The 16336-nt window shown below is 31.6% G+C and carries 14 protein-coding genes; 7 read left to right on the top strand and 7 right to left on the bottom strand.

Features of this window, described 5'->3' with window-relative positions; all coding sequences use genetic code 11:
* The first annotated feature begins 29 nt into the window (after nt 1–29).
* Nucleotides 30–1238, top strand: coding sequence for a hypothetical protein (locus SAR11_RS06670; protein ID WP_011282315.1), 1209 nt, complete (start codon nt 30–32; stop codon nt 1236–1238).
* On the opposite strand, the gene SAR11_RS06675 is transcribed toward SAR11_RS06670, so the two are convergent.
* From SAR11_RS06675 to SAR11_RS06705, 7 genes are all read right to left on the bottom strand, one after another.
* On the bottom strand, nt 1235–3457 hold the full coding sequence (locus tag SAR11_RS06675) for a 3-hydroxyacyl-CoA dehydrogenase/enoyl-CoA hydratase family protein (protein WP_011282316.1): 2223 nt from the start codon (nt 3455–3457) through the stop codon (nt 1235–1237). The genes SAR11_RS06670 and SAR11_RS06675 overlap by 4 nt on opposite strands.
* A 56-nt stretch (nt 3458–3513) precedes the next feature.
* Complete coding sequence (locus tag SAR11_RS06680; protein WP_006997949.1) at nt 3514–4368, bottom strand: ABC transporter permease; 855 nt, start codon at nt 4366–4368, stop codon at nt 3514–3516.
* A 3-nt stretch (nt 4369–4371) separates the two neighbouring features.
* Complete coding sequence (locus tag SAR11_RS06685) at nt 4372–5619, bottom strand: ABC transporter permease (RefSeq protein ID WP_011282317.1); 1248 nt, start codon at nt 5617–5619, stop codon at nt 4372–4374.
* An 84-nt stretch (nt 5620–5703) separates the two neighbouring features.
* Entirely contained in the window at nt 5704–6825 is a 1122-nt protein-coding gene (locus tag SAR11_RS06690) for an extracellular solute-binding protein (RefSeq protein WP_011282318.1), read from the bottom strand.
* Nucleotides 6826–6959: 134 nt separating this feature from the next.
* Nucleotides 6960–8048 (bottom strand): ABC transporter ATP-binding protein, encoded by a 1089-nt coding sequence (locus SAR11_RS06695; protein ID WP_011282319.1) that lies wholly within the window; start codon nt 8046–8048, stop codon nt 6960–6962.
* A gap of 58 nt (nt 8049–8106) precedes the next feature.
* Complete coding sequence (locus SAR11_RS06700; RefSeq protein WP_011282320.1) at nt 8107–9273, bottom strand: M24 family metallopeptidase; 1167 nt, start codon at nt 9271–9273, stop codon at nt 8107–8109.
* Nucleotides 9274–10020 (bottom strand): maleate cis-trans isomerase family protein, encoded by a 747-nt coding sequence (locus tag SAR11_RS06705; protein WP_011282321.1) that lies wholly within the window; start codon nt 10018–10020, stop codon nt 9274–9276.
* A gap of 167 nt (nt 10021–10187) precedes the next feature.
* Here SAR11_RS06705 and SAR11_RS06710 point away from each other — a divergent pair, with 167 nt between their 5' ends.
* The 6 genes from SAR11_RS06710 (at nt 10188) to SAR11_RS06735 (ending at nt 16332) form a co-directional block, all read left to right on the top strand.
* Nucleotides 10188–11354 (top strand): LLM class flavin-dependent oxidoreductase, encoded by a 1167-nt coding sequence (locus tag SAR11_RS06710; protein WP_006997943.1) that lies wholly within the window; start codon nt 10188–10190, stop codon nt 11352–11354.
* Entirely contained in the window at nt 11354–11941 is a 588-nt protein-coding gene (locus tag SAR11_RS06715; protein WP_006997942.1) for an amino acid synthesis family protein, read from the top strand. Before SAR11_RS06710 ends, SAR11_RS06715 begins: the two co-directional genes overlap by 1 nt.
* Nucleotides 11942–11945: 4 nt before the next feature.
* Complete coding sequence (locus tag SAR11_RS06720) at nt 11946–12728, top strand: alpha/beta fold hydrolase (protein ID WP_011282323.1); 783 nt, start codon at nt 11946–11948, stop codon at nt 12726–12728.
* Nucleotides 12729–14210: an aldehyde dehydrogenase gene (locus tag SAR11_RS06725; protein ID WP_006997940.1), complete on the top strand. Its 1482-nt coding sequence runs from the start codon at nt 12729–12731 to the stop codon at nt 14208–14210.
* A gap of 4 nt (nt 14211–14214) precedes the next feature.
* The gene (locus SAR11_RS06730; protein ID WP_011282324.1) at nt 14215–15072 is read left to right on the top strand and encodes a DMT family transporter; all 858 of its coding nucleotides are present in this window, start codon (nt 14215–14217) and stop codon (nt 15070–15072) included.
* Nucleotides 15073–15147: 75 nt separating this feature from the next.
* The gene (locus tag SAR11_RS06735) at nt 15148–16332 is read left to right on the top strand and encodes an ABC transporter substrate-binding protein (protein ID WP_006997938.1); all 1185 of its coding nucleotides are present in this window, start codon (nt 15148–15150) and stop codon (nt 16330–16332) included.
* Nucleotides 16333–16336: the final 4 nt, after the last annotated feature.

Here is a 16336-nt window from a genome sequence, read left to right on the forward strand (position 1 = left end):
TATTAATTGAAAATTGATGAGATACGTTTGTGAGAAATGTCCTAAAAAATACAATTAGGAAAAAAATTAATTTAAGTAAAAAAAAATTAATTGAACAACCCTTAAAAATTTTAAAAAAGATTAATATAGAAAAATTAACAAAATTCACATCATTTTCTCTAATAGAAAAATACAATAATTTCAAAGAAAGAGCCAAACAAAAAGAACTGCATAGAATTAAATTAATAAAAGAAGAAAGAATTAAAGAATTAAAAAAAGAAAAGTTAGAACAAGAAAAACAAAAAAATGAAGAAATAAGGTTAATTAAACAAAATGAATTAAATCTAATAAAGGAAGAAAAACAAAGAATAGCTAATGAAGAAAAACTGAAAGAAAAAATTATAAAACAACAGCAACAGATTGAAAGAAAAAAAATTAAACTTGAATCTCAAAGAATTAAAGCTGAAGAGCAAAAACTAAAAGATGAAGAAGAGGAAAAAGTAAGACAAGATGATTTAAAAATAAAAGAAGAAAAACTAAAATTAGAATTTTTTGAAAAGCAAAGAATAAGACAAGAGCAACAAAAAGCTAAAATTGAAAATGATAAATTAATGGCTCTTGAGAAACAAAAAGCCCGTGAAGCTAAACAGAAAATAAAAGATGAAGAAGAAAGATTAAAAAATATTGAGATTGATAAACAAAAAAAAAATATGCAAAAGTTAATTGAAGAAGAACATAAATTAAATTATCAAAAACAAAAACTTGAAGAAATTGAACAAAGTATCAAAAAAATTGAAATTGAAAGAATAAGAGAAAAAGAAATAAAAATATTAAAAGAAGCTGATGAGTTAAGAGAAAAAGAAAAACAACTTAGACTAAAAGAACAATTAGAAATAGAGGAGCTTAACGAATTAAGATTAAATGAACTCAATCAAAGAAAAATCCAGGAAGAATTACAACTAAAAGAAGAAAAAATAAGATTAGAAAATTTAAGAGAACAAAAAATAATTCAAGCTAGAATTCTTGAAGAAAAAAGAATTAAAGATGAAGAAGAGAGAATAAAAGAGTGGGAAAGGAAATTTGATGAGGAGCAAATAGCAAAAGAAGAAGAATTGATTAAGAAGTTTAATGACCAATTAATTAAAGAAAAAGAACAAAGTGAAAAGATAATAGAATTTAAAAAAGAAGAAGTAATAGAAGAAAAAAAAGAAGAAATATTAGAAAACGAGGTAAAGAAAGAAGAAGATGATAGATATTAGTTAATTAAAGGCTTTCCTGTTGCTAGTGTGTGTTTAATACGGTCTTGAGTTTCTTTTGTCTCTATTAATCTCATGAAAGCATCCAATTCTAATTTAAATAAATCATCTTCTGATAAAGTTTTATCTATAGTTGTATCTCCTCCACTCAAAACATGAGCGAGTTCTTTTGCAACAGTAACACCGTGATCACGAATTATTTTTTCATTATAAAGGTTTTCTATAATTTTATTCATTTCTATTAAAATTTCTTTTCCTGGTAGTTTAAATTCAGTCTCTGATGGAGTTTTAAATTCTTTATTGTCGTCTAAGATCTTTTTTGAAACTTCTAGTAAACTATTTCTATTCATTATTTTTTTATCTTCTGGTCTTAAATATTTTAATGGTTCTGCCTCAATTGGTGAAGTTGCTGTTTTTCCATAACCAATAATATCAAATACTTTAAGTGGTGCATAATGAGGATCTTTTTTAGCCTCGTCTGTATCAAGCCATCTTGCCAACATTTCCTTACATCCACCTCCAGCTGGTATCAGTCCAACTATTGTTTCCACTAATCCAACTACAATATTTGTATGTGAAGCAACAAAATTACTTTGGACCATTACTTCAAATCCACCTCCAAGAGTTAAACCTGATGGTGCAGATATCACCGGGTGATTAGAATACTTAAGATGCTTGCAGGTTTCTTGAAAATATCTAATAAATTTTTCTATGGATTTAAAATCATTTTTGTTCGCAAAATCCATTGTATAACTCAAGTTTACTCCAGCAGAAAACTGCATGCTTTCATTTATTATAATCAAAGGTTTGTCTGTAGCTTTTTTTAAAGCATCCATTGAATCATAATCTAGAGCATTTGCTTTAGTGGTAAACTCAACAATATTATAATCATTAAATCTATATATCTGTGCTGAACTGTTTCCATCTACACTTAATGCTTTCTTTTTAGCTTTTCCAAACGTTTCAATGTCAGTGTATTTTTGTCTAGATCCATAAAAATCTTGATTTCTATTTTTAGATAAATTTTCTAAAAAAGCATTTCCCTTAAAGTCGTCTATTTTACCAAAAAAAGTTTCAACTCCGATTTCTTCTAACATTTCAAATGGACCTTTAGTCCAATTAAAACCTAATCTCATTGCTTCATCAATATCATTGAAATCTTTTGTAATTGATGGAACTAAAGAAGAAGCATATTTGATAATCTTAGAAATAACAGACCAAGCATACTCACCATACTTATCCTCTCTAGAAATTAATTCTTTAAGGTCTATTTTGTCTGATTTAATATTAATTTTTTTACTTGCAGAGTATTTTCCAGTTTCAAGATTAATTGCTTCCATAACCTTAACTTCACCAGTTTTATTAACTCTATAAAATCCGCCCTTGCCTTTTCGACCGGTATATCCTGTTTCAATTAATTTTTTTACTAAAGGAATTTCTTTTGCAACTACTTGAAAAGGGTCATTTTCTGATAATTCTTTAATAAAACTTTTTAAAACATCGGCCATTAAATCAATACCAATTAAGTCATAAAGACCAAACACACCTGTTTTTGGTATACCCATTGGTCTTCCAAAAATTGCATCAGCTTCTTCTATGCTAAGTTTCATTTTAAAAGCTTCATTCATTGCAACTTGCATTGCAAAAACACCTATTCTATTTCCTAAAAAGCCTGGCGTGTCATTACAAATAATTGCACCTTTTCCAAGTTCTGTTTCACAAAAAGCTTTTAGAGAGTTTATTTTATCTAAATCATTATTTTCATTTTTAACTATCTCTAATAATCCCATGTATCTGACTGGATTAAAAAAGTGAGTAATGCAAAAATCTTTTTTTTCTTCCTCTGATAAGTGTTGAGATAATATTTTGATAGGAATGGATGAAGTGTTTGAAGATACTATCGCACCTTTTTTTCTTTCTTTGAAAATTTTTTTATAGATATCATGTTTAATATCTATTCTTTCAACAACAGCTTCTACTACCCAGTCAGCTTCTTTTACTTCATCAAAATTATCTAAAATGTTTCCTACTTTAATATTTTTTATTTTGGACTTATCTAACAAAAGTGGCGGTCTCGATTTGTAAATTTTATCTCGTGCTTGCTCACTTATTTCAGTTTTTAAATCTAGTAAAGTTACTGGAATATTTGCATTACACAAATGCGCTGCAATTCCACTACCCATAGTTCCTGAACCTATAACTACTACTTTTTTAATTTCCATAAGATTTAAAAATTGAAGAATTGTTTATAATAAAAAAAATGATCTTAGTAAATCAATTACCTATTAATTCCTCTTAGTCTTTCAGACCTTCTTCTTAAAAGTTCTGCACTAACAAGAATTAATGTGGACATTATAATTAAACAAGTTGCCACTGCCATTATTGTTGGGCTTAGCTGTTCCCTTAGACCAACCCACATTTGAATTGGAATAGTAGTGTTTTCAAGTCCTGCTAAGAATAACACAACAACAACTTCATCAAATGAAGTTACAAAGGCAAATAATGCACCAGAAATAACACCAGGTAAAATTAATGGTAATGTTATTTTCATAAAAGTATTAACTGGATTACTCCCCAAACTTGATGCAGCACGTGTTACACTATGATCAAAACCTGTTAAAGTTGCTGTAACTGTAATAACTACAAACGGTGTACCCAAAATAATATGAGATAAAATTATTCCTGTATGTGTTGCAGCTAAACCTACTTTTGCCATAAAGAAGAATATTGCTGTTCCTGAGATAATTAATGGCACAATCATTGGAGATATTAATAAAGCCATGAACGCTGCTTTATATGGCATATGCCTACTACTTAACCCTAGAGCAGCTACCGTTCCAAGTACTGTAGATCCAATTGTAGCAAAGAAAGCTATTATTAAACTGTTTTTTGTCGCAAGTCCCCAAGGATTTTTAGTCCCATAGATCATGTCTTCGTACCATCTTAATGAAAATGCGTCTGGGTCAAGGGCTATCATTCCCTTGGAAAAGTGAATGTATTGTTCTGCATTAAATGAAAGTGGTAAAATTACAAATAGCGGTGCTATTAAAAAGAAAAATACCAACCCACAAATTGTTAAATAAGTATAATGCCAAATTCTATAATTCCAGGATGTGTAAGTTGGTAATGCCATAATTTATCCTAGTTTAATATTATCAATTCCCACTAATTTATTATAGATCCAGTAGATTGTTAACACTCCAACTAACAGCATAGAACCTAATGCTGCAGCAAACGACCAATCTAAAGAACTCTTCATATGATACGCAATCGTATTACTAATCAATGATCCACTCGCTCCACCAACTAATGCTGGAGTGATATAGTAACCTATAGCTAAAATAAAAACTAATAAACAGCCTGCACCAATTCCTGGAATTGTTAATGGAAAATAAATTTGTCTAAATGCAGTAAATGGAGTTCCACCTAATGATTTTCCAGCTCTCATTAAACTTGGAGATATTGTTTTCATCACACTGTAAAGTGGCAAAACCATAAAAGGTAATAAAATTTGTGTCATTGCAACAAAAGTGCCAACAACATTATACATTAACTCAGGTCTATTATCATCAGCAGCCCAACCTAGCCAAACAATTAGATCGTTTATAGGGCCCTGTTGTTGAAGTAAAACCATCCAGCTAGAAGTTCTAACTAATAATGATGTCCAAAAGGGCAACAACACACATATCATCAATAAATTACTATATTTCATTGGTAGTGTGGCCAATAAATGTGAAATTGGGTAAGCAAGCAAAAAGCAGAATACAGTTACCCAAAATGCAACTTTTATAGTTCTTAACCAGAGGATTTTATGAATTCTCCTGTCTTCATCTTGTTGAATAATATTTCTGTCTTGATCAAATTTTAAATCAAGACCTTTTAGATATTTTGCATAAGACCAATTTGGAGCAGTATTCTTTAAAGCAATCCAATAATCCACGTTTCTCCATATTTTATGGGTTGCCATAAATTGTTCTTTATAATTAGCTTTTTCAAATTTTTTAATTTTTCTATTTGTTTTTTTTAATCCACTACTAAAACCAGATTTTTCATAGTTTAATCTCTGATATAATTTTCCAGCTTCCTTGTTTATAGCCAATGGATAGAAATCTTTATAAAACGCCTCATAAGTTGCTTCATCAGGCAATTCTTTTCCATCCCATTTTTCTAAAGCAGCAAATGTGTTAGGTAATTTTTGTGTGATCATACGATCATCTACACTTCTAAATAGCATGTCTCCTATTGGAAATATGTATGTAATTATAAGGAATAAAAATAACGGACCTACAAGCATTAAAGCCTTTAGCTTATTTTTTCTCTCAGCTTTTTTTAGGCTTATCTCTAGAGGTATCCCGTCTGATGATAATATTTTTTCTGTACTCATATTTAAAATTTTTTAAAAAAAAAGGGCGGTTATTTTATAACCGCCCTAATATTTTATAACAAAAACTTAATCTATAAAACTAAATTATAGACCAGCTTTCATTGCTTCCCATTTTTCACCGATTTCATCTTGGTTATCTGCCCAGAAATCAGGGTTCATAAGAATGTATCTTTTTGTGTTAGCAGGTGCTGTTGGCATATGTGGTACCATACTTGTTTTACCATCTTTAAACCAAGGCTCTCCAGCTTCCATAACAGCAATTGAAGATTTTCTCCAAGGTGCGTATGCAATATACTTAGCACTTCCAGCTAAACCTTCTGAGCTAGTCATTTCTCTAAGTACTTTCATAGCGCTACCGTCAGCATAACCTGGACCATCTTTAACTAATGCAAAATATTCATAGTCAAGAATTTGTCCATCCCATACTTGTACAAGTGGAGTTCCTTCCATTTGCGCATTAAAGAATCTACCGTTCCAACCAGTTGCCATTACTACTTCACCATTAGCTAGTAGTTCTGGTGGTTGAGCTCCAGCATTCCAGAATACACATCCACCATTTGGATCTGTACAAAGTGCTTTAAGCTTGTTCATAGCTCTATCAATACCGCCGTCAGCATCAAGTTTTCTGTAAGTTAAGTCAGAACCTTTACCAGGGTTTACACCGTCTGCAGTGATAGCAATCTCTAAGTTAGACATTGCACCTTTGTAAATTGCTCTTTTACCAGGGAAGTTTTTAGTATCAAAAAAGTCTTTCAATGAGTTAGGCTTTTTAGCACCGATTGTTGCATCGTTATAAGCATAGTTCCAAGAGTACAGAATGTTTCCAACTGCACATTTTGAAGGCATGCTTGTAAAGAAGTCCTGACTTGCAGGTGTTCCATCTGGAGCAGGTGCAAAGTCTTTATCAAAATCGAATTCATGGAAAATTCCTTCGTCACATCCAACGATAGTGTCTTTTGCGTAAACATCGATGATGTCCCAAGTGATTTTTCCAGCTTCTTTTTGAGCTTTAATTTCTGATAATCCACCAGTGTAGTCTACCCAGTTTACAGGTATACCTAATTTAGCAGCAGTAGGATCACCATACCCTAATTTTTGACTTTCAGTATAAGCACCACCCCAAGACACTACAGTAACTGCAAATGCTGAAGTCGTGATAGAAAGTACAAAAGATAGAGCAAGTAATAATTTACTTAATTTTTTCATTTTCTCTCCTATTTAACGTTAACGTTTGTTATTTTATAAAGTGAAAGTAAAACAATATAGGATACTTTAGTCAACAGGCAATTATGGCTAATTTGCCTTTATTTTATTTATATTTTATTAGGATAGTTTTTAAATTATTTTGGATCTAAGGCTCTACAGTCAATACTATTCCAGCCTATATCTAGTACATTACCCTTTTTAAGGTCTAATCTTGCAGTACTATTTGGTACTTTAAGGATAAAATCTTTATTACCTAGTAAGTCAACTCTAAGTCTTGTGTGATCGCCGTGATAAATTATTTCTTCTATTTTTCCTTTATGATTATTATCCATCTTATCTGAAGGATCTATAATTGCTCTTTCGGGTCTTAGTGAAACTTTAGTCTTATCCCCTTTTGCTTTAACAGCAACTGGATTTGCTAAAATTTCTGTGCCATTTTCTAATTTAACTTTACATTTATCTCCTGAAATATCTAAAACTTGACCTGAAAATTTATTATTTTCTCCAATGAACTCAGCAACAAACGAATTAACTGGTTTTTCATACAATTCATCAGGACTTGATAGTTGCTGAACTTTACCATCATTGAAAACTGCAATACGGTTTGACATTGTTAATGCTTCCGTTTGATCGTGTGTAACATACACAACTGTTACACCAATACTTTCGTGAATATGTTTAATTTCATATTGCATGCTTTCTCTTAAATTTTTATCTAATGCTCCAAGTGGTTCATCCATTAATACCACTTGTGGATCAAAAACTAATGATCTTGCAACAGCAACACGCTGTTGTTGTCCACCTGATAATTGCATCGGCATTCTTGCTTCAAAACCATGAAGTGAAACCATGGATAAAGCTTTATCTATTTTTTTATCAGCTTCATCTTTTGGAATTTTTCTAACTCTTAATGGAAAAGCTAAATTTTCATAAACAGTCATGTGTGGAAATAAAGCATAGTTCTGGAATACCATTCCTATTCCTCTTTTGTGAGGTGGAATATTTGAAATAACCTTACCATCTAAATAAATTTCTCCATGAGTTGGTGTTTCAAAACCAGCCAGCATCATAAGACAAGTTGTTTTACCAGAACCAGAGGGTCCTAGCATAGTTACAAATTCACCTTCTTCAATGTCTAGATTTAATCCTTTAACGACCAATACTTTGCCATCATAGCTCTTGTCTACATTGTCAAATTTTACAAATTCTTTGTTTTTAGTCATATTTTCTAAATGGATTTAAAACATTTGTGAGCTTATTTATCAAGTTTTTTTATTTTAATTATTTAATGTGAAGATCTTTTGAAAAATTACAAAATAGCTCACTTCCTTGATCCGTAACTCTTATTGCTTCAGAAGCTTCAACTCCCCAATTTCCAAATTGCATAACAGCAATCATATGAAAAGTAATATTTGGCTCTAAAATTGTCATATCTCCTTTTGATATATTTAAAGTGTGTTCCCCCCAATCAGGTGGGTAACCAATTCCGATAGAATATCCAGTACGAGAGGTTTTCTCTATACCGTACTTATCTAGAACCTTCCAAAATGCCTGAGCCACATCATCTGCAGTTTTTCCTGGTTTGATAGCATCAATACCTGCCTGCAAGGCTTCGTTTGTTTTTTTCATTGTATCAATTTTAAGTTGGTCAGCTTTTCCAAGAAGCACTGTTCTTGCCATAGGACAATGGTATTTTTTATGAGAACCTGAAAGTTCAATAATTGTTGCTTCGCCCTCTACAAATTTATCTTCTGTCCATGTTAAATGAGATGCTGATGTACCTTTGCCAGTTGGAAGCATTGGAACAATAGACGCATAATCTCCACCAAACTCAGGAGTTCCCTTTATTAGAGCCGCTTGTATTTCTGATACAGCATCACATTGTCTTACCCCAGGATTGATTACTTCAAAAGCTTTCTTCATTCCTGTTTGAACTATTAATGATGCAGCTTTCATTAAATTAATTTCAGTATCTGATTTTACAACTCTAACCCAGTTGACTAATCTTTCACAATCTGAAATTTTTGCATTGGGTAAACCTGATTTTATTTTTTCATAACAGTAGGCAGTAAAATAATGACTGTCCATTTCAACTCCAATAGAAAGTTTATCCCATTTTCTTTCTTTAATAATATCTGTTAAAGCTTCATAAGGGTGAAGCGGCCAATTATGAATATATTTTTCACCATACTTTATAATATTTTCATCTTTCAAATAAGTTTTAATATATGCTCCACCAGCATCTTGGTCTCTAACAAAACATAAGGGCTCATCTGCATTAATATGAACTATGACACATTGGGCATAATAGAATGACCAAGCATCATAACCTGTTAAATAATTCATGTTCGATGGATCCTGAGAGATTAATACATCAATGCCTTTATCTTGCATTGATTTTTGAACCTTCTTTAATCTATTTTTGTATTCTTCTTTTGTAAAATTCATTTAGTTAAATTTAAATAGTTTTCCAAAACCTTCAATACTATTTTTATAGCCAATAGCATTTAGACTTTCCCAAATTAATGTTTGATTGCTAGATAAAATGACTTTATTCATTTTTTTTTCAAGCTTATCGATTATCGATAATACTGGTAATGCCGTACAAGACACAAATAATGCCTCACTATCTTCTAAATTAATTTTTGACAAAACTTCAAATAAATATTCTTCATCTACTTTTCCAATATCTAAATCAGACTCAATATCAAAATATGTTAATCCATCAACTGCAATATTTTCTTTATTAAAATAATTTATAACTGAGTCGTTTATACTTTTTGTATAAGGGGTAAAAACCGATACTTTGTTAATGTTAAAAGCTTTTAAAGCCTTAATAGCAGATGTAATTGGGGTGGTAACTTTTGCTTCAGGCTTGGCTAACTTCACATTTTTTTCAATCACATCATAACCTGCTGCAATTGTTCCTGATGTACATCCATAAGCAACACAATCTATTTTTTGATCTGGTAAAATATCTTTAGTGACATCGGTAATATCATCTGCCATTTTAGCTAACGTTTCGTTGGTCAAGGGATTGTAACAATGTATTCGATTAACATACAGATCTACATCTCTTCCATAGATCACATTATTAAAATCCTTTTCAATTCTAAAATCGCTACCAAGCGTTATAAGACCAATTCTTGGGTTCGATTTTGAAATATATTTTGGCTCAACCTTGTTTAATTTCATAAATTACCTGTAATATTTGGATTAAATATATATTGAATAAGGAGTCTAGTTAAAATAAAGTTTAACAAAAGCGTACATAACTCGTCGTTACCTAAGGTTTAAACGGTACTAAAGAATACGAAAGTGGGATCAGTCGTCTTTAAATTTAACTATTTAAGGGGGTTTGAATGAAATTTGGATATTTTTGTAACACTACTAATTGGAATCATAAACCATACAATCAACTATTAAAAGAAACCCAAGAGATCACTATTTACTGTGATGAAAATAATTGGGACTCTATTTGGTATACCGAACATCACTTTAATCATGAAGGAATGGAATCTTGTACAAATCCTTTAATGATGGGTGTGGATGCGGCCGCCAGAACAAAACAAATAAGAATAGGTCAAGCTTGTAATGTAATTACATTTCATAATCCTATCCGTCTAGCTGAAGACATTGCGTTGCTAGATCAATTGTCTGGAGGAAGAGTTGATGTTGGTATTGGAAGAGGAATTTACGGAAGAGAAGCTATCAATATGAATAAAGAAGCTGACTTAAAAGATCAGGCAAAAAATTTTAGGTTGTTTGATGAGTCATTAACCATAATGAAAAAAGCTTGGACAGAAGAATTTTTTAGTCACCAGGGTGAGTTTTACACTTATCCATCACCAAATTTTACTTGGCAACATGACATGAGTCCACCTAGTGAAAAGTTTTTAGATACAAAAACAAATGAAATTAAAAAAATTAGCGTTGTACCAAAACCAAAACAAGAGCCACATCCGCCAATATGGCAAGTTGTGGATGGTGCACGTTCAATTGAATGGGCGGCACAGAATGGCTTAAATACAATAATGTGGATACCTACAGTTAAAGCATTAAAGAAAAGGTTTGAAATTTATAGAGATGCAAAATCAAAAACTGAAAATAGAGAAGTGCCGCTTGGAGAAGGTATATCTTTAGTTAGAGATATGTTTGTTGCTGAAACTATGGAAGAAGCTGAAAAAATGGCTGGTGAGCATATTATCAATTATATGAAATGGGTTTGTCATTGGAGAGGTTTGGGTAATCATATGGATCCAGGAGAAGAACTACCAGAAACAAAACATAAATTAGACTTACTTAATTATGATTTTTTACATAAAAGAAATTTATTATTTGGAACACCAGAATATGTTGTTAATAAAATAAATGAATTAAAATCAGAATTAAATTTACAAAATCTTCAAGTTTGGTCTAATTTTCCTGGAATAGATCATGAGGCTTGCATGAGAAGTATAAAACTGTTTAATGATGAGGTTATACCAAAGATTAATTTAGACAATTCAAGTATCGAAAAGGCAAGTTAATGAAATTAGAGCTTAGAAAGTTTACAAAATTTGTAGATAAAACTTTTATCGAAGGTGGTAAGGAAGCTAAAGAGCCTGTTTTGATGGTTTCTGTTGCAGCTGTATTTAAAAATCCATGGCATGGAAAAGGCTTTGTTGAAGATTTAAAACCAATTATTTTAGATTTAGCACCTAAATTAGGTGATATTTTAGTTCCAGAGTTAATAAAGGAGATTGGATCACCTGAAAAAATTTTGGCGTATGGAAAAGCTGGTACGGTCGGACTTGATGGTGAAATTGAGCATGCCTCAGCATTTATTCACACTTTAAGATTTGGAAATAAATTTAGAGATGCGGTTGGGGGAACATCTTATTTAAGCTTTACCAATACCAGAGGTCCAGCTGGATCCAAAATGTCTATTCCAATGATGCATAAAACAGATTCAGGTCTAAGGCCTTATTATTTAACTCATGAATTTACGATTCATGATGCTCCTTTTGATGATGAAATTGTTATAGCAATTGGTGGAGCCTCCACAGGTAGAGCTCATGCTAGAACGGGTGATCGTTATCAAGACATGAAAGAAATGGGAATAGATCCCAAATAAATTAATGTTTCAAAATTTTGATCCAAATCAAAATTATTATTCATTTAATGATAAAAATACAGTTCCTGTAGTTTTTATTCATGGTGTCGGACTTGATCAGCGGATGTGGGAACCTCAAATTGAAGCTTTCAAAGAATATTCATTAATTACATATGATTTATTAGGGCATGGAAAAACTATTCTCAATAAAGAAGATGTAACATTAAATGATTTTTCAAACCAACTAAAATCGATATTAGAATATTTAAAAGTGGATAAGATTAATCTTGTTGGTTTTTCTTTAGGTTCTTTAATTGCACTAAATTTTGCCTCTAAATTTCAAGACAAACTAAACAGCCTTGTTGTAATGGGTACAACATATAAAAGAACTTCAGAACAAAGGTCTTTGGTTATAGAAAGATTTGAACAGGCTAAATTAAACAAACCTATTTCAAAACAAGCCCTAAAAAGATGGTTTACCAATCAATACTTAAATGACCATCCAGAAACTTATAATCAATTTATAAAAATTTTGACAAAAAATAAAAAAGATCATTTAAATTTTTTAAAAGCTTACAAATTATTTGCTTATCATGAGGACAATACAGATATAATTAAAAATATTAAAACTAGGACTCTTGTGATGACAGGTTCAAATGATTCAGGATCTACTGTCGAGATGTCAAAATCTTTATGTGAAGATTTAATAAACTCAAGTTTTATTGAGATAAATAATGGAAAACATCTTTGTAGTATAGAGTGTGCAGATGATGTTAATATCAATCTTAAAAATTTTATTAATAGATAAATGACAAAAATTCAAAACTTTAAAATGTATATAAATGGACTGTGGGTTAATTCAGAGTCTGGAAAAACAATAGAAACTGTAAACCCAGAAAACAACGAAGTTTGGGCAACTGTTCCTGAAGCTAACGAGAAGGATGTAGATAAAGCAGTTAAGGCCGCACAAAATGCTTTTGAAAAATCTTGGTCAAATTTACACCCAAGAGAAAGAGCTAAATACTTAAGGTCTCTTGCAGATCAATTAAGACAAAATGCTGAACATCTTGGAACTATAGAAACAATTGATACAGGAAAAATTTTTAGAGAAACAAAAACACAAGCTAACTATATTGCTGAGTATTACGATTATTTTGCAGGACTAGCCGATAAAGTTGAAGGAACAGTTGTGCCAATTGATAAGCCAGACATGCAAGTAACAACTACTAGAATACCTATTGGTGTTGTTGCTGCGATAATTCCTTGGAACTCCCAAATGTTATTAACTGCAGTAAAATTAGCACCCGCATTAGCAATGGGTAATACAGTTGTAATAAAAGCTTCTGAACTAGCGCCTGTAACATTATTAGAATTTGCAAAACTAGTTGAAAAATCAGGTATACCTAAAGGTGTTGTAAATATAATTACTGGTCTAGGTGAGCCTTGTGGTAAAGCTCTAACTACACATGACCTTGTAGAAAGAATTGCTTTTACAGGTGGTCCTGAAACCGCAAAACATATTGTTAAAAATTCAGCAGAAAATTTATCGCAAGTAAGCTTAGAACTTGGTGGAAAAAGTCCTGTTGTCGTATTCGATGATGCCGAGCAAGAGAACGCACTAAATGGAATTACTGCTGGTATCTTTGGTGCAAGTGGTCAAAGCTGTATTGCAGGATCACGACTTTACATCCAATCTAAAATTTATGATGACTTCTTAAATAAGCTAATAGCCAAGGCTGAAAAAATAAAATTAGGAGCTCCTATGGATAATGAAACTCAAATGGGACCTTTAAATAGTTATAAACAACTAGAAAATATAGAAAAAAATATCAAAGCTACAATTGAGCAAGGTGGAAAAATTAGATGCGGTGGAAAAAGGTCCAATATATCTAGTAAAGCTTATTATTTTCCAGCTACAATTATTGAGTGTGAAAATCATAATTTGCCTACAGCAGAGAATGAATTATTTGGTCCAGTTTTATCTGTTATGAAATTTGAAACAGAAGAGGATGTGATTAAATTAATGAATGATAATAAATATGGCTTATCTTCTGGAGTTTATACCTCAAACTTCGGAAGAGGTTTGAGAGTATCAAAAGCAATTAGAGCTGGAATTACTTTTGTAAATACTTATAGGTTAATTTCACCCATGGCCCCGTTTGGAGGAATTAAAGATAGTGGATATGGAAAAGAAGCAGGAATTGAGTCAATTAAAGAATACACAAGAATAAAAACCACATGGTTAAATTCATCGGATAAACCAATGACTGATCCATTTACAATGGGTTAATTTTTTGACTGTCAGACATTATTTTTTAGTTTTATTTATCATGTTTCTTTTTGGTAGTTCTTATCCAATTAATAAACTTGCATTAAACACATCCCTCACCCCTGTATTGGCAGCCTCATTGAGAATGTTTATACTTTTTGTTTGTCTTGTTCCTTTTTGTAAATTTAAAATCCCAAACAAAAAATACTATCTGCCTTTAGCAGGTTTTTCTTTTTCAATGGGCTTTGGTGTTTTTATTTTTTTAAATTTATCTCTGCAAAAAGCAACTATGGTTGCTCCTATAATTATTGGAGCTCAACTAGCAATACCCTTTGCAATTCTGGCAAGCTCTTTATTTTTAGGTGAAAAGGTAACTCCTAAAATGTGGGTATTAATATTTATTTCTTTTTTTGGAATTTTTTTAATTGGTTATGATCCAAATTTAAAAAGTGAAATTTTTGCAATTTTTCTTTGTGCAATTTCTGCTTTTTTCTATGGTGTTGCGAATGTGTTTTCTAGATATATTAAAGATATAGATGTTAAATTAACCAACACAGTTATGGGCTTTACTGGTTTTATACTGCTTTTTCTTTTTTCCATTTTTTTTGAAGGAAACACAGTTTATCAATTACTAAATATTGATTTTTATACTTGGCTTTTATTACTCCATAATGGGGTGATGGTTTCTGTAATTGCACACACTTCATTATTTTATTTATATAAATTTTATTCAGTAAATAAAATTATGCCCTTTTATTCTTTATTTCCAGTATTTGGCCTAATCCTAACGTTCTTTATATTCGGAGAAATCCCAACTCTACTTAGTGCGATTGGTGGTTTAATTATAATATTTTCTGTATATAGGCTTCAAAAAATTAGATAATTCTCCTATTGAAAATTCGTTTAAATAGTCTTTAATTTGATTTTTATAAATTGTTAACAATCAAAGAGGAAAATAATGAAAAAACTATTTATTGCTGCTTTTATATTCGTTTCTACTTTTACAACGAATACATTCGCAGAAGTTAAAATGGGAATCATTTTAGGATTTACTGGTCCTATTGAATCTCTAACACCAGCTATGGCTGCATCTGCAGAGCTTGCATTTAAAGAAGCTTCTGACTCAGGTTCACTATTAGGTGGAGAAACTATTTCAGTAGTAAGAGCAGATTCAACTTGTGTTGATTCAGCAGCAGCAACAGCAGCAGCAGAAGGTGTTATTGCACAAGGTGTTGCAGCAATTATGGGTGCTGACTGTTCAGGTGTAACTGGTGCTATTGCATCTAATGTTGCTGTACCAAATGGTGTAGTAATGATTTCACCTTCAGCAACTTCTCCAGGACTTACAGCTTTAGATGATAAAGGCTTCTTTTTTAGAACAGCCCCATCTGATGCTAGAGGTGGTCAGATTTTAGCTGATATTACTAAAGACAGAAAAATCAAAAGTGTAGCAATTACTTACACTAACAATGACTATGGAAAAGGTTTGGCTGATGTTTATGAAGCAGCTGTAAAAGCTCATGGTATTAAAGTAACAACTGTATCTGCTCACGAAGATGGTAAAGCAGATTACTCATCTGAAGTAGCAACTTTAGCTTCAGCAGGTGGTGATGCCGTAGCAGTAATTGGTTACCTAGACCAAGGTGGAAAAGGAATTATTCAAGGTTCTTTAGACTCTGGTGCATTTGATAAATTTATTTTATCTGATGGTATGATCGGTGACTCATTAACTGAAGCTTTTGGAAAAGATTTAAATAAATCTTTTGGTTCAATTCCTGGTTCAATGAATAAAAAAACAGCAGGTACTTTTGCCTCTGTTGCTAAAGCAGCGGGTATCGACTCATCTGGACCTTACACTGGTGAATCTTATGATGCAGCAGCTTTAATCGTTCTTGCGATGCAAGCAGGTGGATCAGCAGATAGAGCTTCTATTGCAAAAAATGTAATGGATGTTGCTAATGCCCCTGGTACTAAGATTTACCCAGGTGAACTTAAAAAAGGTTTAGACTTACTAGCTAAAGGTAAAAAAGTTGACTACGAAGGTGCAACTGGTGTTACTTTTACTAACGTAGGTGAAGCTGAAGGTTCTTTCCTAGAAAAAGAAATCAAAGGTGGAAAATTCAAAAATAAAAAACAAAGATAATTAA

This window comes from Candidatus Pelagibacter ubique HTCC1062 (assembly GCF_000012345.1).
Lineage (GTDB): Bacteria > Pseudomonadota > Alphaproteobacteria > Pelagibacterales > Pelagibacteraceae > Pelagibacter > Pelagibacter ubiqueversans.